Source organism: Methylobacterium indicum (assembly GCF_001043895.1).
Taxonomy (GTDB): domain Bacteria; phylum Pseudomonadota; class Alphaproteobacteria; order Rhizobiales; family Beijerinckiaceae; genus Methylobacterium; species Methylobacterium indicum.
In genome coordinates this window covers 30,714-51,480 of record NZ_JTHF01000204.1, presented here as the reverse complement: position 1 = coordinate 51,480, position 20,767 = coordinate 30,714, and the positions used below count along the sequence as shown (strand labels likewise).

16 protein-coding genes are annotated in these 20,767 nt (G+C 70.5%); 14 read left to right on the top strand and 2 right to left on the bottom strand.

Annotated features, from left to right (window positions below; translation table 11 throughout):
• Window positions 1–104: 104 nt before the first annotated feature.
• Complete coding sequence (locus tag QR78_RS22890; RefSeq protein WP_048429884.1) at window positions 105–1,280, bottom strand: ABC transporter substrate-binding protein; 1,176 nt, start codon at window positions 1,278–1,280, stop codon at window positions 105–107.
• 286 nt (window positions 1,281–1,566) lie between these two features.
• Window positions 1,567–2,784, bottom strand: a complete 1,218-nt coding sequence (locus tag QR78_RS22885) for a patatin-like phospholipase family protein (protein ID WP_425284161.1) — start codon at window positions 2,782–2,784, stop codon at window positions 1,567–1,569.
• A 354-nt stretch (window positions 2,785–3,138) separates the two neighbouring features.
• Here QR78_RS22885 and ispG point away from each other — a divergent pair, with 354 nt between their 5' ends.
• The 14 genes from ispG to lpxD all read left to right on the top strand — a co-directional run bounded on the left by ispG (window position 3,139) and on the right by lpxD (window position 20,668).
• Window positions 3,139–4,455 carry a flavodoxin-dependent (E)-4-hydroxy-3-methylbut-2-enyl-diphosphate synthase gene (gene ispG / locus QR78_RS22880; RefSeq protein WP_048429883.1) on the top strand — a complete coding sequence of 439 codons (1,317 nt, stop codon included), beginning with the start codon at window positions 3,139–3,141 and terminating at the stop codon, window positions 4,453–4,455.
• A 204-nt stretch (window positions 4,456–4,659) separates the two neighbouring features.
• On the top strand, window positions 4,660–6,630 hold the full coding sequence (locus tag QR78_RS22875; RefSeq protein ID WP_048429882.1) for a potassium transporter Kup: 1,971 nt from the start codon (window positions 4,660–4,662) through the stop codon (window positions 6,628–6,630).
• Between the two features lie 7 nt (window positions 6,631–6,637).
• A complete protein-coding gene (gene coaBC, locus QR78_RS22870) occupies window positions 6,638–7,855 on the top strand; it encodes a bifunctional phosphopantothenoylcysteine decarboxylase/phosphopantothenate--cysteine ligase CoaBC (protein ID WP_048429881.1) in 1,218 nt (405 codons plus the stop codon).
• An 88-nt stretch (window positions 7,856–7,943) separates the two neighbouring features.
• On the top strand, window positions 7,944–8,150 hold the full coding sequence (locus tag QR78_RS22865) for a hypothetical protein (protein WP_048429880.1): 207 nt from the start codon (window positions 7,944–7,946) through the stop codon (window positions 8,148–8,150).
• 332 nt (window positions 8,151–8,482) lie between these two features.
• Window positions 8,483–9,532: a 30S ribosomal protein S2 gene (locus tag QR78_RS22860; protein WP_048429879.1), complete on the top strand. Its 1,050-nt coding sequence runs from the start codon at window positions 8,483–8,485 to the stop codon at window positions 9,530–9,532.
• Window positions 9,533–9,678: 146 nt separating this feature from the next.
• Entirely contained in the window at window positions 9,679–10,602 is a 924-nt protein-coding gene (tsf, locus tag QR78_RS22855; protein WP_048429878.1) for a translation elongation factor Ts, read from the top strand.
• A gap of 245 nt (window positions 10,603–10,847) precedes the next feature.
• Complete coding sequence (gene pyrH / locus QR78_RS22850) at window positions 10,848–11,606, top strand: UMP kinase (protein ID WP_048429877.1); 759 nt, start codon at window positions 10,848–10,850, stop codon at window positions 11,604–11,606.
• Window positions 11,607–11,786: 180 nt separating this feature from the next.
• Window positions 11,787–12,350 (top strand): ribosome recycling factor, encoded by a 564-nt coding sequence (frr, locus tag QR78_RS22845; RefSeq protein ID WP_048429876.1) that lies wholly within the window; start codon window positions 11,787–11,789, stop codon window positions 12,348–12,350.
• A gap of 81 nt (window positions 12,351–12,431) precedes the next feature.
• Entirely contained in the window at window positions 12,432–13,238 is an 807-nt protein-coding gene (locus QR78_RS22840; RefSeq protein ID WP_082171811.1) for an isoprenyl transferase, read from the top strand.
• A complete protein-coding gene (locus QR78_RS22835; protein ID WP_048429875.1) occupies window positions 13,238–14,101 on the top strand; it encodes a phosphatidate cytidylyltransferase in 864 nt (287 codons plus the stop codon). Before QR78_RS22840 ends, QR78_RS22835 begins: the two co-directional genes overlap by 1 nt.
• The gene (gene dxr / locus QR78_RS22830) at window positions 14,098–15,261 is read left to right on the top strand and encodes a 1-deoxy-D-xylulose-5-phosphate reductoisomerase (RefSeq protein ID WP_048429874.1); all 1,164 of its coding nucleotides are present in this window, start codon (window positions 14,098–14,100) and stop codon (window positions 15,259–15,261) included. Before QR78_RS22835 ends, dxr begins: the two co-directional genes overlap by 4 nt.
• Window positions 15,262–15,400: 139 nt before the next feature.
• Entirely contained in the window at window positions 15,401–16,561 is a 1,161-nt protein-coding gene (gene rseP / locus QR78_RS22825) for an RIP metalloprotease RseP (RefSeq protein ID WP_048429873.1), read from the top strand.
• A gap of 333 nt (window positions 16,562–16,894) precedes the next feature.
• On the top strand, window positions 16,895–19,435 hold the full coding sequence (bamA, locus tag QR78_RS22820) for an outer membrane protein assembly factor BamA (protein ID WP_048429872.1): 2,541 nt from the start codon (window positions 16,895–16,897) through the stop codon (window positions 19,433–19,435).
• Window positions 19,436–19,612: 177 nt separating this feature from the next.
• A complete protein-coding gene (gene lpxD, locus QR78_RS22815; protein WP_048429903.1) occupies window positions 19,613–20,668 on the top strand; it encodes a UDP-3-O-(3-hydroxymyristoyl)glucosamine N-acyltransferase in 1,056 nt (351 codons plus the stop codon).
• Window positions 20,669–20,767: the final 99 nt, after the last annotated feature.

Sequence of the window (20,767 nt, the reverse complement as noted above, 5' to 3'; positions counted from 1 at the left end):
AACTGGAGCCCTCCTTCGCGGTCAGTCCATCTCTGATGGAGTGATACCTCAGGATGAGGTTGCGGGTGGGATAAGGCCGGACGCTGCCGTGTATCGGGCGCGACTCAGCGCTTCTTGCCGGAGCCGACCTGCTCGTCCCAGCGGCGGAAGGCCACCACCAGCTTGTCGGCGTCGAGGGGCATCTCGATCGGGTGGCCGGCGATCATCGTGTCGTATTCCGGCCGGCCGAACTCCTTCAGCGCGGCGCGGCTCTCCGGCGGGGCCATGTCGAGGGTGACGCCCTTCACGGCGGGCCCGGGATAGAAGTAGCCCTCGTCGTAGGTGTAGGCCTGCTGCGCCGGCTGGAGCAGGAACGCCATCAGGTCGAGGATGACCGCGAGCTTCTCCTCCGGGACGCCCTTCGGCACCGCCATGTAGTGGGCGTCGGCCACCCAGCGGAAGTTCTTGAGCGTGCCGACCTTCGCCTCCGCCGGCACGATGCCGAGGACGCGGGGATTGATGTCCCAGCCGGTGGTCGAGACGATGATGTCGCGGCTGCCCTCGCCGAGCTCCTTCATGGTCTGCGAGGTCCCGCCCGGGTAGTAGTCGATCGTCTCGCCGATCGCCTTCAGGTACTCCCAGGTCTTGTCCCAGCCCTTGTCGGGATCGGTCGGGTTCGTGTCGCCCAGGATGTAGGGCAGACCCATGATCCAGGTGCGGCCCGGGCCGGAATTGGCCGGGCGGGCATACATGAACCGGCCCTTGTTCTGGCGCGCCCAGGCCAGCAGCTCCTCGGCGGTGGTCGGCGCCGTCTTCACCCGGTCGGGCATGTACTCGATCAGCGGACCCGACGGGTACCAGGCGACGCACAGGCCCTGGTCCTGCGCCAGGCCGTTCAGCCGCAGCGCGGCGGGCTGGTAGATCTCGGCGGGTTTCGGCAGCTGGCCGGCATAGGGCTTCAGGTCGATCCAGAGCTTCTGCTCGATGCCGGCCGCGATGCCGTCGGTGCCGGTGAGCACGAGGTCGATGTCGACCCGGCCGGCGGCCTGCTGCGCCTTGAGCTTCGAGGGCAGTTCCGGCGCCGGCGCCTTGGTGAAGGCAAAGCGCGAGACGATGCCGGGCCGCGCCCGGCGATAGGCCTCGATCGCCTTCTGGGTCAGCGCCAGGTTGCCGGCCACGTCCACCACCGTGACGACGACCGGCGAGGTCGGCAGCGCGAGGTTGGCCCGGGCGCGCCCGCCGAGGACGAGCCCCGCCCCGGCCGCGAGCCCCACGACCGCGCTGCGGCGTGTGATCGTCATGTTTCCCCCGCTCTCTCGCACGGGGCTCTGGCGGCCCACGACCGCTACGGATCGCTGCGTGCTTTCATTCCATTGGTGCACTAATATTTTAGGGCGTCAAGCCTGCCTGTAGGAGAGGCCTCGCGGTGCGCAGGCCTGTGCACCTCCACTTATCGGCCGGGGTGTCCGGCAGAAGAAAAAGGCGTGGGTTTCCTTCCCTTCGCGCCCTCGGAGGGAAGGAAACCCACGCCCGGCCCCTCCCCCAAACCGCTCTGCTGGAGAGCGGAAGAGGCTCAGGCGTCATACCTCAGGTATACATCGCCTTCAGGTCGAGGGTGCTCTCGCGGCCGACCGAATCGTAGTTCTCCGCCAGCCAGGCCTTCGCCGCGTCCCGCCCGGCGTCGCGCAGGTGCAGGAAGAACGGCCACTGCGCACGAAGCCGCGAGGAGGCCGAGGCGTCGTCGAGCGCGCCGCCGCTGCCGTCGATGCGGTGGAGCAGCACCTGCTTGTAGGCGTTCGAGCGGCCGAGCACCCCGTCCTCGATCAGGTCGTCGACGAAGTCGATCGCCCGCAATTCCCGCAGCAGGTTGGCGTTGAAGGTGATCTCGTTGAGACGGTCGCGGATCTCGGCCGGGCTGCGCGGGGTCTCGCGCCGCTCGACCGGGTTGATCTGGACGAGGAGAATGTCGCGGGACCGGGCGCCGTGATAGAGCGGGTAGAGGGGCGGATTGCCGAGATAGCCGCCGTCCCAGTGCGGCACGCCGTCGATCTCCACCGCCTGGAAGACGGTCGGCAGGCAGGCCGAGGCCATCAGGTGGTCGATGGTCAGGTCCGGCCGCTCGAACACCGCCATCTTGCCGGTCCACACGTTGGTGGCCGAAATGAACAGGTCGGCCGGCCCGTCGCGGCGCACGGCCTCGAAATCGACCGTGTCGGCGAGCGCCCGCTTCAGCGGATTGATGTTGAGCGGGTTGGTCATGTACGGGCTGGCGACGGCGTTCCAGAACGCGCCGACCGGCGTCTTCTTCCAGAAGCTCATCACGCCGTCGACGAAGGTCTGCTGGGCATGCGACAGGTCGGCGTCGAGACTGATCTCGCGCCAGAACGTCTCCAGCCGCTCGCGGGCGCCCTCGGGACCGCCGCGCAGCCAGCCGTCGACCATCACGACGGCGTTCATCGCGCCGGCGCTCGCTCCGGTGATCGCCTCGAAGGCGAGGCGGCCATCCTCGATCAGGGCGTCGAGCACGCCCCAGGTGAAGGCGCCGTGGGCGCCGCCGCCCTGGAGCGCCAGGGCGACCGCCTTCTCGGCCCGCGGACCGACGAGGCCGCGGCCCAAGGGTCCCGTCACGGCCTGGGGAGCCGCGGCGAGGTGCGGGCCGGTCGCCGCCTGCGGGCTGGCATCCTCCAGGCCGTGAGCGATGGTCGCGAGAGGCGCGGGCGGAGGGGGAGCGCGGTCACCCGCGTTCCGATCCGGTTCCGGGAGTGAGGCTGAATCCGTCATGGCGTGAGATGTGGTGCGCTGCACTGCGAAAACCAAATGGTGCGCCGCAAGGTCGCGCACGGGAACCCGGCCTGCGCGGGGCGTCACGCGCTTGACGTGCGGACGACGCATCCTCAGCTAAGGTCATGCTCCGGAGCGGATCGGCGCGCCCTCGAAATCCGCGGGCCGCCCGGCGGTCCGAGGAAGGATATCGCAAGGATGTCGCGGCATTCCGCTGGGGACCGGCGTAGCCCGTTGATCGCGCCGGGCTTTCATGCGGCCGGAGCGATTTCCACCGCGCCCGGAAATGCTCTAGACGGAGGGCACGCCGCGGTCCTCGCGACCCCGCTCACCCGTCTTGTCTCGATTCTCCTGCGAACGACCCCCTGAAGGTATCCGATGGAAGCCATGGAAGCCCTCGCCCCGGCGGAGACCGCCGCCCAAGAGTACGCTGCCCCGGAGATCGCCGGCCCGAGCCCCCGGCACCGCACCGTCGGCGTCCGGATCGGCGAGGGCGAGGGCGCGGTGGTGATGGGCGGCGGCGCCCCGATCGTCGTGCAGTCGATGACCAACACCGACACCGCCGACATCGACGCCACGGTGGCGCAGGTGGCCGCGCTGGCCCGCGCCGGCTCCGAGGTCGTGCGCATCACCGTCGACCGCGACGAGGCGGCTTCCGCCGTGCCGAAGATCCGCGAGCGCCTGGACCGCATCGGCGTCCACGTCCCCCTCGTCGGCGACTTCCACTATATCGGCCACAAGCTCCTGACCGACCATCCGGCCTGCGCCGAGGCGCTGGCCAAGTACCGGATCAACCCGGGCAACGTCGGCTTCAAGGAGAAGAAGGACCTGCAGTTCGGCACCATCGTCGAGCAGGCGGCCCGCTACGGCAAGGCGGTGCGGATCGGCGCCAACTGGGGCTCCCTCGACGAGGCGCTCCTCACCCACATGATGGACGAGAACGCCAACTCGGCGCGTCCGCGCGACGCCCGCGCGGTGATGCGCGAGGCGATGGTGCAGTCCGCCCTGCTCTCCGCCGACCGGGCGGTGGAGATCGGCCTGCCCAAGGAGCGCATCGTGCTCTCGGCCAAGGTCTCGGCGGTGCAGGACCTGATCGCGGTCTACCGCGAGGTGGCGCGCCGCTCCGACTACGCCATCCATCTCGGCCTGACCGAGGCGGGCATGGGCACCAAGGGCATCGTGGCGGCCTCCGCGGCGATCGGCGTGCTGCTCCAGGAGGGCATCGGCGACACGATCCGCTACTCCCTGACCCCGGAGCCGGGCGGCGACCGCACCGTCGAGGTGAAGGTGGCCCAGGAACTGCTCCAGACCATGGGCTTCCGCACCTTCGTGCCGCTGGTCGCCGCCTGCCCGGGTTGCGGCCGCACCACCTCGACGGTGTTCCAGGAGCTCGCCCGCGACATCCAGAACTGGATCACCACCTCGATGCCCGAGTGGCGCAAGACCTATCCGGGCGTGGAAGGACTGAACGTCGCGGTCATGGGCTGCATCGTCAACGGCCCGGGCGAGTCGAAGCACGCCGATATCGGCATCTCGCTCCCCGGCACCGGCGAGACCCCGACCGCCCCGGTCTTCATCGACGGCAAGAAGGCGATGACCCTGCGCGGCCCGACGCTCGCCAAGGACTTCGAGGGCATCGTGATCGACTACATCGAGCGCCGCTTCGGCCAGGGGCGCCGCAGCGCCGCCGAGTAAGAGCCAGAGAAAGCGACGCAGCGAGAGCCGGTGACCGGTGGGGCAGCGGGCCGTGCGCCTTGCGCCCCTCCGGCCCCGTGCTACAATCCTGCCACATTCCGGCCCGGCGCCCACGCCGGACCGCCAAGGATTTGAGCCCGCCCCCGGCCCATCAGCGCGCTTGGCGGCCATCCCGACCGCCCGCGGGCACATCCCCGATCAGACATGACACAGTCAGCCGCACCCACGGACGGTTCCGCCGCGCCGCCCGACAGCCTCACCCCGCAGAGCGGCGGCCCGCCGACCAAGGCCGGCAGCGTCGACGAGGCCGAGGGCCACGGCCACGCCAAGGCGAGCTTCTGGACCCTCTTCCTCGGCTCCGTCGGCGTCGTCTACGGCGACATCGGCACGAGCCCGCTCTACGCCTTCCGCGAGGCGCTGGCCCCGGGCCGGGCCGACGGCGTGCTCACCGGCGAGGAGGTGCTCGGCACCGTCTCGCTGCTGCTCTGGGCGCTCGTGCTGATCGTCACCATCAAGTACGTCCTGCTGCTCCTGCAGATGGACAACAAGGGCGAGGGCGGCATCCTCTCGCTGATGGCGCTCGCCCGCAAGGCGCTGGGCGGCTCGCACATCGTGTTCATGCTGGGCCTGTTCGGCGCCGCCCTGTTCTACGGCGACGCGATCATCACCCCGGCGATCTCGGTCCTGTCGGCGGTGGAGGGCCTGAAGCTCGTCACCCCCGCCCTCGACCATTACGTCCTGCCGATCACCATCGCGATCATCCTGCCGCTGTTCCTGGTCCAGAGCCGGGGCACCGCCCGGATGGCGACGTTCTTCGGCCCGATCATGTTGGTGTGGTTCTCGGTGCTGATGCTGGCGGCCCTGCCGCACATCGCCCGCACCCCGCAGGTGCTGTGGGCGCTCAACCCCTGGCACGCCGTGCATTACCTGCTGGGCCACGGCACCGGCGCGCTGGTGGCGCTCGGCGCGGTGTTCCTGGCGGTGACCGGCGCCGAGGCCCTGTTCGCCGATCTCGGCCATTTCGGCCGCCGGCCGATCCAGACCGCCTGGATCGCCCTCGTCGGCCCGGCGCTCGCCGTCAACTACCTCGGCCAGGCGGCCCTCGTCCTGTCGAACCCCGACACGACCGATCCGTTCTACCAGCTCGTCCCCGAATGGGGCCTGCTGCCGATGGTGCTGCTCGCCACCGCCGCGACCGTCATCGCCAGCCAGGCCGTCATCACCGGCGCCTTCTCGCTCTCGCGCCAGGCGGTGCAGCTCGGCCTCCTGCCGCGCCTCGAGATTCGCCACACCTCGGAATCGCATTCGGGCCAGATCTACCTGCCGCAGATCAACACGCTGCTGATGCTCGGCGTGGTGATCCTGGTGGTGCTCTTTCGCTCCTCCTCCGCGCTCGCCTCCGCCTACGGCATCGCCGTCACCGGGACGATGCTGATCACCGCCGGCCTCGCCTTCCTGGTGCTGTGGCGGGTGTGGAAGTGGTCGCCGCTGGCCGCCGGCGCCGCGATGGTGCCGTTCATCGCCGTCGAGCTGCTCTTTCTGGTCTCGAACCTGCTCAAGGTGTTCGAGGGCGGCTACATGCCGCTGCTGCTCGCCGGCTGCCTCGTGGTGCTGATGTGGACCTGGGTGCGCGGCGTCACCATCCTGTTTAACAAGACCCGCAAGACCGACGTGCCGCTGACCGAGCTCGTCGCCATGCTGGAGAAGAGCCCGCCGCACCATGTCCGCGGCACCGCCGTCTTCCTCACCAGCGACCCCGAGACGGCGCCGGCAGCCCTCCTGCACAACCTGAAGCACAACAAGGTGCTGCACGAGAAGAACGTCGTGCTCACGGTGAAGACCATCGACCTGCCGCGCATCGCCGATGCCGACCGGGTCCGGATCGAGCCGATGGGGCCGCATTTCTGGAAGGTCGTGATGAAGTTCGGCTACATGGAATCGCCGAACATCCCGAAGGGCCTGGCGCTGCTGCGCAAGCAGGGCTTCAAGTTCGACATCATGGCGACGTCGTTCTTCCTGTCGCGGCGCTCGATCCGCCCGGCGGCGCAATCCGGCATGCCGCTGTGGCAGGACCGGGTGTTCATCACGCTCGCCCGCAACGCCAACGACGCGACGGACTTCTTCCAGATCCCGACCGGCCGCGTGGTCGAGGTCGGGACCCAGGTGACGGTGTAGGCCATCCATGGGCGCCCTCGACGGCAAGCGGATCCTTCTCGTCATCGGGGGCGGCATCGCGGCCTACAAGTCGCTGGACCTGATCCGGCGCTTACGCGAGCGCGGCGCCTCGGTGCGCTGCGTGCTCACCAAGGGCGCACAGGAATTCGTCACCCCGCTCGCTGCCGCGGCTTTGGCCGGCCAGCGCGCCCATACCGACCTGTTCGACCGCGCCGACGAGGCCGATATCGGCCATATCAAGCTCGCCCGCGACGCCGACGCCGTGGTGGTGGCGCCCGCCACCGCCAACACGCTGGCGCGCATGGCCGGCGGCCACGCCCCGGACCTCGCCTCCACGATCCTGCTCGCCACCACCCTGCCGATCCTGATCGCGCCCGCGATGAACGTGCGGATGTGGCTGCACCCGGCGACGCAGCGCAACCTCGCGCTTTTGACGAGCGACGGGGTCGCGGTGGTGGGCCCCAACAACGGCCGGATGGCCGAAGCCGAGACCGGTCCCGGCCGGATGGCCGAGCCCGACGAGATCGCGGACGCGGTGGAAGTTCTGCTCGTGGGGCCGCAGGAGGCGAAGCCGCTGTCGGGCCGCCACGTTCTCGTCACCTCGGGGCCGACGCACGAGCCGATCGACCCGGTGCGCTACCTCGCCAATCGCTCGTCGGGCAAGCAGGGCCACGCCATCGCGGCGGCGGCGGCGGCGGCCGGCGCCCGGGTGACCCTGGTCTCGGGCCCCGTGACCCTGCCCGATCCCCCCGGGGTCGCGGTGGTCCGGATCGAGACCGCCCGCGAGATGCTGGCAGCGGTCGAGGCCGCGCTGCCGGCCGACATCGCGGTCTTCGCCGCCGCCGTCGCCGACTGGCGTCCGGCCGCCTTCGGCGAGGAGAAGATCAAGAAGGGACCGGAGGGCCCCCCTCCCCTCGCCCTCACCGAGAATCCCGACATCCTGGCGACGATCGCGCAGCGGGCACACGGGCGCCCGCCGCTCGTGGTGGGCTTCGCCGCCGAGACCACCGACGTGATCGCGCATGCCCGGGCCAAGATCGCCCGCAAGGGCTGCGACCTCATCGTCGCCAACGACGTCTCGCCCGCCACCGGCGTGATGGGGGGCGACCGCAACACCGTCCACTTGATCGGCCGCGACGGCAGCCTCGAGACCTGGCCGGACCTGCCGAAGGACGAGGTCGCCCGCCGCCTCGTCTCGCGGCTCGCCACCCCTGAGGCAAGATAACGCCGCCTGCCTGGTTTGGCGCGGCGGCGCCCGGCACTATCCTGCCTCCCCCACGAGGAGGCACGCCTCCTTCATCCGGGAGGCCGCCATGCCCACCATCCTCGTCGTCACCCTGATCTGCGCCTCGTCCCTGGCGGCGAAGGACTGCACCCGCGACACCGCCCAGGACGTGATGACCCATCCGGCGCACACGCCGCAGGAATGCCTGCTGCTCGGCCCGGCCATCGCGGCGAATTCGGGTCGCGGGACGGAGGCGGGGACGTATGTGAAGACGCTCTGCGAGCGGCGGCGCTGAGCGTTCTGGCGAGACAGTCCTGCGCCGCAAGGGTGGCTCCGTCTCCATCGGCGCGAAGGCATGGTTCGGACGACGCACCGAACCGATCGGAGAGCCGTGACCCCGCGCCGAGCCCCCAGGAAAGCGCGCGGCGGCACAGGCGCGGACCGCGCCGCCTTGCCATCCCACCCCCGATCGGATAAAGGCCCGGCCATCCCACACGCGGAGCCGGCCTCATGCCTGAATGAGGCGTTTCCGGTGGCCGGTCGATTCCTGGTTCTTGTCTCTCGGCAAGTCCCTGGTCACGCCGGTCGCTTCCTCCGCGGCGGAGACAACCGGAGAGAACAAAGATCATGGCCCTTCCCGACTTCACCATGCGCCAGCTGCTCGAGGCCGGCTCGCACTTCGGTCACCAGGCGCACCGCTGGAACCCGAAGATGCAGTCGTACATCTTCGGCACCCGCAACAACATCCACATCATCGACCTCGCCCAGACCGTGCCGGCGCTCGCCCAGGCGCTGCAGGCGGTGAGCGACACCGTCGCCAAGGGCGGCCGCGTGCTGTTCGTCGGCACCAAGCGCCAGGCGGCCGACACCATCGCCGACGCGGCCAAGCGCTCGGCCCAGTACTACGTGAACTCGCGCTGGCTCGGCGGCACGCTGACCAACTGGAAGACCATCTCGGGCTCGATCCAGCGCCTGCGCAAGGTCGACGAGACCCTCGCCGGCGGCGGCCAGGGCCTCACCAAGAAGGAGCGCCTGATGCTGTCCCGCGAGAAGGACAAGCTCGAGAAGGCACTCGGCGGCATCAAGGACATGGGCGGCGTGCCCGACCTGCTGTTCGTGATCGACACCAACAAGGAGCAGCTGGCGATCAAGGAGGCGAACCGCCTCAAGATCCCGGTGGCCGCCATCGTCGACACCAACTGCAACCCGGACGGCATCACCTACGTGGTCCCGGCCAACGACGACGCCGGCCGCGCCATCGCGCTCTACTGCGACCTCGTCGCCCGCGCGGCGATCGACGGCATCTCCCGCGGCCAGGGCGCGCTCGGCGTCGACCTCGGCGAGTCCGAGGAGCCGATGGCCGAGGAGCTGCCCGCCCTCGCCAACGAGCCCGAGGTCGCCACCGTCGACATCACCGAGCCGTATGTCGGCGAGCCCTTCGAGCTGCTGGCCGCCCCGCGCGGCGCCCCGGACGACCTGACCAAGCTCACGGGCGTCGGCCCGCAGCTGGTCCAGAAGCTCAACGATGCCGGCATCTACCACTACTGGCAGATCGCCGCGATGAGCCCCGAGGACGTCGCCAAGGTCGACGGCGACCTGAAGCTCAACGGCCGCTTCGACCGCGACGGCTGGGTGAACCAGGCCCGCGGCTTCGTCGAGGCCGCCGCCGCCGCGTAACCTCGGCTCGGTGACCAGGCGGGGCGATCGTCCCGCGACCCGATGCTCTGCAAAAGCCCGGCGCCGCCACGGCGCCGGGTTCCCTTTTATCCGCCGACCGGCGCGGCCCTCGGGCCCGCGGGGGCGCCAATCGAGAGGATCCCACGATGGCCAACATCACGGCAGCGATGGTCAAGGAGCTGCGCGAGAAGACCGGCGCGGGCATGATGGACTGCAAGTCGGCCCTCAACGAGACCGCCGGCGACCTCGAGGCGGCCGTGGACTGGCTGCGCAAGAAGGGCCTCGCCAAGGCCGCCAAGAAGGCCGGCCGCGTCGCCGCCGAGGGTCTGGTCGCGGTCGAGTCCGCCGGCCATCACGCCGCGGTGCTCGAGGTGAACTCCGAGACCGACTTCGTCGCCCGCAACGACGGCTTCCAGGCCTTCGTGCGCGAGGCCGCCAAGCTGGCGCTGAATGCCGGCGACAGCATCGAGACCCTCGAGGCCGCCCGCTTCCCGGGCGCCGAGGGCACGGTGAAGGACAAGCTGCAGGAGCTGATCGCCACCATCGGCGAGAACATGACCCTGCGCCGCGTCGCCAAGCTGTCGGTCGAGAAGGGCGTCATCGCCTCCTACGTCCACGGCCAGGTCTCCGAGGGCCTCGGCAAGATCGGCGTGCTCGTCGCCCTCGAATCGGCCGGCGACGTGACGTTCCTCAGCCAGCTCGGCCGCCAGATCGCCATGCACGTCGCGGCGACCAACCCGGTGGCGCTGGACGCCTCGGGCGTCGACGCCGCCACGGTCGAGCGCGAGAGCAACATCCTGCGCGAGAAGAACGCCGGCAAGCCGGACCACGTCATGGCCAAGATCGTCGAGAGCGGCCTGAAGAGCTACTACAAGGAGGTCACCCTCCTCGAGCAGCCCTTCGTGCATGACGGCTCGAAGACGGTCTCGCAGGTGCTCAAGGAGGCCGAGGGCAAGGCCGGTTCTCCGGTGAAGCTCACCGGCTTCGTCCGCTACGCGCTCGGCGAGGGCATCGAGAAGGAAGAGGCCCCGGACTTCGCCGCCGAGGTCGCGGCCGCCGCCAAGGGCTGAGCTCGACGGCCAGCGTCGCCTTGGGCGATGCGTCGCATGAAACGAGGGGGTCCGCGCAGGCGGGCCCCCTTTTTCGTGCCGCGATCACCCCTCGCGCCCCCCTGCCGCGACCCGTCCGGGCGTGCCGATTCCGGCGCGCCGACGCCTCGACGGGCCGGGAGCGACAGGCTAGAACCCGGCCCGACTCGCATCGACACTTGACGCCGGCAGCGGCCGCCCGACCCGGGCGGGCCAGAGGAGCGCCCATGCCAGACCATCGCTTGTCGGACCCTTCCCTGACGGCGCAGGGCTCGCCGCGCTTCCGCCGCGTGCTGGTGAAGCTCTCCGGCGAGGCGCTCGCCGCGCCCGACGGCTACTGGCTGCACCCGCCGACCCTCGCCGCGCTCGCCGACGACATCGCCCGGGCGGTGGACAAGGGCTTCGAGATCGCCCTCGTGGTCGGCGGCGGCAACGTGATCCGCGGCGCCCGCGTCTCGGCCGCCGGCTGGATCGACCGCGCCACCGGTGATTCCCTCGGCATGATGGCGACGGTGATGAACTCCCTGGCACTCGAGACGGCGCTCAACGCCGCCGGCGTCACCGCCCGCACCATGTCGGCGGTGTCGATGCCGACGATCTGCGAGACCTATGCCCGCCAGCCCGCCCTGCACCACCTCGACAAGGGCCAGGTCGTGGTGCTGGCCGGCGGCACCGGCAACCCGTACTTCACCACCGACACCGCCGCGGTGCTGCGCGCCGCCGAGCTGAAATGTGACGCCGTGCTGAAGGCGACCCAGGTCGACGGCGTCTACTCGGCTGACCCGAAGACCAACCCGGATGCCGTGCGCTACGACCGCCTGAGCCACGACGAGGCGATCGCCCGCGACCTCAAGGTGATGGACACCGCCGCCTTCGCGCTCGCCCGCGACGGCGGGCTGCCGCTGATCGTCGGCTCGGTCCACGCCCCGAGCTCGGTGACGGCGATCCTCACCAGCGCCGCGCCCTCGACCCTGGTGGCGCCGTAGGATCCCGCGGCGCGCGAAATCCGCCATATCCTCAAGCGAAATCCGCGGCCCGACGATTTGCGGCGGGTCGGGTTTTGGTTCATTGAAGCCCGATCGGGGCGCGGCCTCGGCCCGCCCGCAAGGGTTCGGCGTCGGGCCCGCTCCTCCCCTTCTCCTCACGACGCCTCGGGACGCGCAGGAATGGCTACACCCTCCTTCGACCTCAACGACATCAAGCGGCGCATGCAGGGCGCGATCAACTCCCTGAAGCACGACCTCGGATCGCTGCGCACCGGGCGGGCCACGCCCTCGCTCCTCGACCCGATCCAGGTCGATGCCTACGGCGCCGCGATGTCGATGGCGCAGGTCGCCACGATCAGCGTGCCGGAGCCGCGCCTCCTCAGCGTCTCGGTCTGGGACCGCGGCATGGTGGCGGCGGTCGAGAAGGCGATCCGCGAATCCGATCTCGGCCTCAACCCGATGACCGAGGGCCAGACCATCCGCCTGCGCATCCCCGAGATGAACGAGCAGCGCCGCAAGGAGATGGTCAAGGTCGCGCACAAATACGCCGAGGAGGCCCGCGTCGCGGTCCGCCACGTGCGCCGCGATGGCCTCGATCTCCTGAAGAAGCTCGAGAAGGACGGCGCCATCGGCCAGGACGACGAGAAGCGTCAGGCCGACCAGGTGCAGAAGGCGACCGACCAGCACATCGCCGAGGTCGACCAGACCCTGGCGTCCAAGGAGAAGGAGATCATGCAGGTCTGAGGTGTCTCGGACCGGCATGATCGAAGCGACGGCGTGGAGAGCGCGGAGCCGGGTCACGGCTCCGCCGGGGTCGGGGCCAGCATGGCAGGCGACAGCGAGACGGTGACCCTGCTGGACGCAGGCCGGGCCGAGGGCCGGGACGGGGCGTGTCCCGAAGCCGGCGGCGTGAATCCCGGGACGATGCCGGCGCACGTCGCCATCATCATGGACGGCAACGGCCGCTGGGCCGCCCGCCGCGGCCTGCCGCGGGTCGAGGGCCACCGCCGCGGCGTCGAGGCGGTGCGCCGGGCCGTGCGCTCGGCGATCGACCTGCGAATCCCCTACCTCACCATCTACAGCTTCTCGTCCGAGAACTGGCGCCGGCCCGCCGCCGAAGTCGCCGACCTGATGGGCCTGCTCAAGCTGTTCGTGCGCCGCGACCTCGCCGACCTGCACGCCAACGGCGTGCGGGTGCGGATCATCGGCGAGCGCGACGGCCTGCCGGGGGACATCGCCGGCCTCCTGCGCGAGGCCGAGGAGCGCACCGCCCGCAACACCAAGCTGACGCTCGTGGTGGCGTTCAACTACGGCGGCCGCCAGGAGATCCTGCGCGCCGTGCGGGACCTCGCCCGCGCCGTCGCCGAGGGGCGGCTCTCGCCCGAGGCGATCGACGCCGCGGCGATGACGGGGGCACTCGACACCCACGGCATTCCCGATCCCGACCTCGTGATCCGCACCTCCGGCGAGCAGCGGGTCTCGAACTTCCTGACCTGGCAGACCGCCTACTCGGAATTCGTGTTCGTACCGGATTTCTGGCCGGACTTCGATCACGCCACCTTCCTCGCCGCGATCGGCGAGTTCCAGAATCGCGACCGCCGCTTCGGCGGCCTCAGCGCCCGGGCGGGCTGATGGCGGGCTCCGACGGAACGAAGCTCCCGGGCGCGCGGCCGGGCTGGCCGGCGACGGAACTCGGCGCCCGCACGGTGTCGGGCATCGTGCTCGGCCTCCTGGTGCTCGGCGCCACCCTCAACGGCGGCTGGATCTTCGCGGTGGTCTGGTTCCTGGCCGGCCTCGCCATCGTCGGCGAATGGCTCGCCATCACCCGGACCGCGCCGCACCGACCGCTTCTGGCCATCGCCGGCCTCGTCCTCCTCGGCGTCGTCGCGGGCGCGCGGCTGCCGGTCGCGACGCCCTGGCTCGTCGGCACCGTCGCGCTCGGCCTCGCGGCCCTCGCGCTCCTCGCCCGGCCGGCCGCGGGCCGGATCTGGGCGCCCGCCAGCCTCGCCTGCGCCCTCGTCGTCGCCCTGGTGCCGGTGCTCCTGCGCGACGATCCCCGCATCGGGCTCGCCGGCCCGCTCTGGCTGTTCGGGGTGGTCTGGACCACCGACATCGCCGCCTACTTCACCGGCCGGTCGCTCGGCGGGCCGAAGCTGTGGCCGGCGGTGAGCCCGAAGAAGACCTGGTCGGGCTTCTGCGGCGGACTCGTCGGCGCGACGATCGTCGGCGGCGCGGTGGCGGCGGGCGCGCGCCATCTCGGCGCCACCGAGGCGCTGTCGCTGCCGCTGGCCTGCGCGCTGTCGGCCATCGCCTCGGTGATGAGCCAGGGCGGCGACCTCGCCGAATCGGCCCTCAAGCGCGCCTACGGCGCCAAGGATTCCGGCCGCCTGATCCCGGGCCATGGCGGCGTGATGGACCGCCTCGACGGCTTCTTCGCCGTCGCGCTCCTCGCCGGGCTCCTGCTCGCCGGCCTCACTCTCACGGGACATCCATGACCCTCACCGTTTCCGTCCTGGGGGCCACCGGCTCGATCGGGCGCTCCACTGCCGACCTGCTCGACCAGCACCGGGACCGCTTCCGGGTCGGTGCCGTGGCGGGCGGCCGCGACGCGCAGGCGCTGGCCCGCGTCGCGCGCGAGCTGAACGCCGAGTTCGCGGCGATCGCCGATCCCGAGGCCGGCCCGGCGCTGCGCGACGCGCTGTCGGGCTCCGGCATCGCCTGCGGCGCCGGTCCCTCGGCGGTGATCGAGGCGGCAACGCGCGAGGCCGACATCGTCGTGGCGGCGGTGAGCGGGGCGGCGGGCCTGAGCCCCACCTGCGCGGCGATCCGGCAGGGCCGCACCGTGGCGCTCGCCAACAAGGAGAGCCTGGTCTGCGCCGGCGACGCCTTCATGCGCGACGCGAAAAAATACGGCGCCCGCCTGCTGCCGATGGATTCCGAGCACAACGCGCTGGAGCAGTCGATCGGCACCGGGCGGATCGACGACATCACCCGGATGACCATCACGGCGTCCGGCGGGCCGTTCCGGACCGCGACCCGCGAGCGGATCGCCGCGGCGAGCGCCGCGGACGCGGCCGCCCACCCGACCTGGTCGATGGGCATGAAGATCAACATCGATTCGGCCACCCTGATGAACAAGGGGCTGGAGCTGATCGAGGCCCACCACCTGTTCGGCATCGAGGCCGAGCGTCTCGACGCCGTGGTGCATCCGCAATCGATCGTCCACGCCCTCGTCACCTGGCGCGACGGCGCGGTCACGGCCGGGCTCTACGTCCCCGACATGCGGGTGCCGATCTCGCACTGCCTGGGCTTGGGCGACCGCCTGTCGATCGCCCGCGGCAAGCCCCTCGACCTCGCAAGCGTCGGCAGCCTCACCTTCGAGCGCCCGGACGAGGAGCGCTTCCCCTGCCTGCGCATCGCCAAGGCCGCGCTCGCGGCGGGCGGTGCCCAGCCGACGGTGATGAACGCCGCGAACGAGATCGCGGTCGCGGCCTTCATCGCCGGGCGCATCGGCTTCTACGACATCGCCGCGCTGGTCGAGCGGGCCTGCGAGCATTTCGCGGCTCGCTTCCCGGAAGCCCCCGCCGATGTCGAGGAGGCGCTCGCCATCGACGCCGAGGTGCGTGGCTGGAGCACGACGGCACTCGCGGCCTGAGGGAGCGTCAAGCTTCCGTTAAGTTAACCCTCGGTCGACGCGCGGCCTGTTCGCAGGCCCGTGGACTCTGTATGAGTGACGATCGGCAAGGTGGCCGGATCGGACCGGAGAGGGTCCGCCGCGCCGCATCGAGGTGACCATGGATCTGCTCAACGTCGTCGGCGGCGCGACGACGAACCTGCTCGGCTACATCGTGCCGTTCCTGTTCGTCCTGACCGTCGTGGTCTTCATCCACGAGCTCGGCCATTTTCTGGTCGGGCGCTGGTGCGGCGTCGGGGTGACCAGCTTCTCGATCGGCTTCGGGCCCGAGATCGTCGGCTTCAACGACCGTCGCGGCACCCGCTGGAAGCTCTCGGCGATCCCGCTCGGCGGCTACGTCAAGTTCGTCGGCGACATGAACGGCGCCAGCGTGCCGGACCCGAGCGCCATGGCGCGGATGAACCCGGCCGATCACGCGATCAGCTTCCACGCCCAGAACGTCTGGAAGCGGGTCGCCATCGTGGCGGCGGGCCCGGTCGCCAACTTCCTTCTCGCCATCGCGGTCTTTGCCGGCGCCGTCTACGCCACCGGCCGCTACGAGGTGGCCCCGCGGGTCTCGGCGGTGCAGGCGGGCAGCGCGGCCGAGCGGGCCGGCTTCCAGGCCGGCGACGTCGTGCTGACGATCAACGGCAGCGCCATCCACAACTTCGCCGACATGCAGCGCACCGTCTCGGGCGCCGCCGGCGACCGGCTCGACTTCACGGTCGAGCGCGGCGGCGTCACCACGCCGCTCACCGCGACGCCGGACGTCTACGAGGACAAGACCCCGTTCGGCACCCAGCGCATCGGGCGGCTGGGCATCCAGGGCCCGCGCGACGCCGCCGACGTCAAGCTGGTGCAGTACGGCGCCCTCGACTCGCTGAAGATCGGCGTGACCGAGACCTACTTCGTCGTCGACCGCACCTTCAGCTACATCGGCAAGCTGATCACGGGGCGCGAATCGGCCGACCAGCTCTCGGGGCCGATGGGCATCGCCCGGGTGTCGGGCCAGGCCGCCAAGGTCGGCGGCATCGGCGCGCTCGTCGGGCTGATCGCGGTCCTGTCGGTCTCGATCGGCCTCATCAACCTGTTTCCGGTGCCGATGCTCGATGGCGGGCACCTGATGTTCTACGCCGTCGAGATCGTCCGCGGCCGGCCCCTGAGCGAGCGGGCGCAGGAGATCGGCTTCCGCATCGGTCTCGCGCTCGTGCTGATGCTGATGCTGTTCGCGACCTGGAACGACATCCTGCACATCGGCGCCGCCTTCAACCGCGGCACCTGAGGCCTCCCCTCCCCCAGGGGCACGCCGTCCGCGCGCGAGCGCGGGCGGCGTTTTGGCGAATCCACACAATTTTCATAAAAAGCGTTCCATTCCGGGGCTTTCGCCTCGGTGCGCCGTTCACCGCGCGCTGACCCTGCCCTGTGAAAAGCGTGGCCGTGGGCCGTGACAGGAAGGCAACGTCTGGGCAAAATCCCGGTAGGTCGGGAGCGTGGCGTTTGCGTCGCCGGGGATTCCCGATAGAAGCAGGGCTAGGACCAGGGGACTTCGACCTCGTGAGAGTTCGATCGTCTGCGGGTGCAAACCCGTGCCGACAAAAAATGAGACGGGCCATTTATGATGTCGATGACGGGTAAGCGCCGGCGTGCGTCGGCGAAGGGCGCCATTGTCATGGCCGCTACCATCGCCGCCAGCGGCAGCGCCTTCGCGCAGCAGATCGTCGTTCAGGGCAATTCCCGGATCGACCCGGATACGGTCCGTTCCTACGTGGTCGGCGTGTCGCCCGAGGAGGGCCGCCGCAACCTGATCGCCAGCGGCATGTTCTCGGACGTGCGGGTCTCGCATAGCGGCGGCCGCATCGTCGTCTCGGTGCGCGAGAACAACACGATCAACCGCGTCTTCTTCGAGGGCAACAAGAAGGTCGAGAAGGGGACGCTCGAGAGCATCGTCGAGTCGAAGTCGCGCGGGCCCTACAGCCAGGCGCAGGTCAACTCCGACCTCGAGCGCATCCGCGAGGTGTACCGTCGCGCCGGCCGCGGCTCGGCCAAGGTCTCGGTTCGCACCGTCGACCTGCCGAACGGCCGCGTCGATGTCGTCTACACCATCGAGGAAGGTGACAAGACCGGCGTCAAGGAAATCAAGTTCGTCGGCAACCACGTCTACTCGGACGGCCGGCTGAAGGATCTGATGACGCTGTCGGAGATGAACCTCCTCAGCTTCGTCAAGACCTCCGACGTCTACGATCCCGACCGGCTCGCCAACGATCTCGACCTGATCCGCCGCTACTACCTGAAGAACGGCTATGCCGACTTCCGGATCGCCTCGGCGGATTCGCGTTACGATGATGCGGCCGGCGGCTGGATCATCACCATCACGGTCGAGGAAGGCCAGCAGTACCGCGTCGGCGCGGTCTCGGTCGATTCCCGCATCCCGGGCGTCGACGGCACCGTCCTGCGCGACGAGCTGCGCACCGGCGTCGGCGACGTCTACAACGCCGAGGACGTCGAGAAGACGCTGACCGGCGTCACGACGTCGGTGGCTCGGTCCGGCCATCCCTTCGCGCAGGTCCGCCCGACCGGCGAGCGCGACCGTGCCACCGGCACCGTCGCCCTCGGCTACATCGTCGAGGACGGCCCGAAGGTCTACATCGAGCGCATCAACGTGCGCGGCAACACCCGCACCCGCGACTACGTCGTGCGGCGCGAGCTCGACCTCACCGAGGGCGACGCCTACAACCGCGTCCTCGTCGACCGCGCCGAGCGGCGCCTGAACGGCCTCGGCTTCTTCAAGAAGGTGCGGTTCTCCAACGAGCCCGGCTCCGCCCCCGACCGCGTCGTCGTGAACATCGATGTCGAGGATCAACCGACCGGTTCGTTCTCGGTCGCCGGCGGCTACTCGACGGCGGACGGCATCATCGGCGAGGTCTCGGTCTCGGAGTCGAACTTCCTCGGCCGCGGCCAGTACGTCCGCCTCGCCGGTACCGCCGGCCAGTACACCCGCGGCGTCGACTTCTCGTTCACCGAGCCGTACTTCCTCGGCTACCGCCTGGCGGCCGGCTTCGACGTCTTCAACAAGTACAGCGACCAGACCCGCTACTCGCGCTACGTGACCGACGTGGTCGGCGGCCAGCTCCGCCTCGGCCTGCCGATCACCGAGGATTTCGGCATCACGCTGCGCTACTCGATCTACAACACCGACCTGAAGATCCCGAACACCCTCAAGCGGCCGTACAACGACTGCTCGTTCCCGATCCCCGGCTACACCAAGACCTACGATCCGGGCACGATCCTCAACGGCCGCAACGTCGGCGGCCTGGCCCAGTACCCGAACTGCGCCTATGACGGCGAGGCCTCGATCGCGCTCAAGGAGGCGGTGGGCTCCACCCTCACCTCGCTCGCCGGCGTGACGCTCGCCTACTCGACCCTCGACAACCTGCAGCTGCCGCGCAACGGCTTCTACGGCGAGATCAAGCCGGAATACGCGGGCATCGGCGGCGATTCGAAGTTCTTCCGCGTCACCGGCGAGGCCCGCTACTACAAGGAGCTGTGGGAAGACGTCGTCGGCTTCGTGAAGTTCCAGGGCGGCCACGTCCAGCCGACCGAGGGCAACTCGCTCCGCGTCACCGACCAGTTCTTCCTCGGCCCGTCGCTGGTGCGCGGCTTCGCGCCCAACGGCATCGGCCCGCGCGACGTCGGCTCGGGCGACGCCCGCTCCAACGCGATCGGCGGCACCACCTATGTCGGCGCCTCGGTCGAGGTGCAGTTCCCGATCTGGGGCCTGCCCCGGGATCTGGGCCTGAAGGGCGCGGTCTTCGCCGATGCCGGTACGCTGTTCGGCTACAAGGGCCGCCGCGCCTTCGACGTCAACGGCGACGGCTTCATCAACGGCACCAGCCCGCTCGGCGCGTGCAACTTCAACGCCTCGACCATCGGCGTCGAGCCGGAATGCGTGAACGTCCGCGACAAGGCCACGATCCGCTCGTCGGTCGGCGCCTCGATCCTGTGGAACTCGCCGCTCGGCCCGATCCGCTTCGACTACGCCTACGCCCTGACCAAGGACGAGGGCCAGAAGTTCTTCGGCGCCGACGGCACCTACTTCGGCAAGGTCGGCAAGGACCAGACGCAGGCGTTCCGCTTCTCGGGCGGCTCGCGCTTCTAAGACCGATCGCGGGGGCGCCGCCGGCGCCCCTTCCGGACAGACGGCCGCCGGGCATCCAGCCCCGCGGCCGTTTTCGTTTGTACCCACCCGATTATGCCGCTAGTCCGGGCGCCCTCCCCTCGACGAGGACGGGACAGGCCGGCTCCCCGGCGCGCCCGGCCCCAGCGGATGCAGGCGATGTCGGAACCGGTCTTCTTTCCCCTCTCGGGCCCCGTCTCCTTGAGCGAGATCGCGGCGCTCGCCGGTGCGACCCTGCCGCCGGAGGTCGACGGCGAGGCGGTGATCCGGGCCGCGAGCCCGCTCGAGAGCGCCGGGCCCGACGACCTCGCCTACATGGACAACGCCAAGTACGGCGACGCGCTGGCGGCGACCCGCGCCCGCGCCTGCCTGGTCTCTCCGCGCTTCTCCGCCCGGGTGCCCGCCGGCACGGTCGCCCTCGTGACGCCCCAGCCCTACCGGGGCTTCGCCAAGGTGCTGGCCCGGCTGTTTCCGAGCGCGGCGCGTCCGACCTCGCTGTTTGGCGCCACCGGGATCTCGCCCGGCTCCTTCGTCCACCCGACCGCCCGGCTCGAACCCGGGGTGGTGGTCGATCCCGGCGTGGTGATCGGGCCGGAGGCCGAGATCGGCGCCGAGACGGTGCTGGCGGCGGGCTGCGTCGTCGGTCCGGGGGTGCGGATCGGGCGGGGTTGCGCGGTGGGTCCCGGGGCCTCGGTGCTGCACGCCTTCCTGGGGAATCGGGTGATCGTGCATGGCGGCGCCCGCATCGGCCAGGACGGGTTCGGCTTCGCCATGGGGCCGGGCGGCCATCTCAAGGTGCCGCAGGTCGGCCGGGTGATCATCCAGGACGACGTCGAGATCGGCGCCAACACCACGATCGACCGCGGCGCGAGCCGCGACACGGTGGTGGGCGAGGGCACCAAGATCGACAACCTCGTGCAGATCGCCCACAACGTCGTCATCGGCCGCCACTGCGTGATCGTCGCCCAGGTCGGCATCTCGGGCTCGACCACGCTCGAGGATTACGTCGTGCTCGGCGGCCAGGTCGGCGTGGTGGGGCATCTGCGCATCGGCATGGGCGCGCAGATCGCCGGATCGAGCAACGTCAACAAGGACGTGCCGGCGGGCTCGCGCTGGGGCGGCACGCCGGCCAAGCCCGTGCGCGAGTGGTTCCGCGAGATGACGACGCTCAAGCACCTCGCGGCGCGCGCGCGCGACGAGGGCGGCGAGGGCTGAGGCGCCGGACGTCGCGGCCGGGCCGCCGGGGACGACGCCTCCGCCGCGCTCCCGCCGCAAATCGCTTGCATCCGCGCCGCTTCTCGCCAAAGACGACGC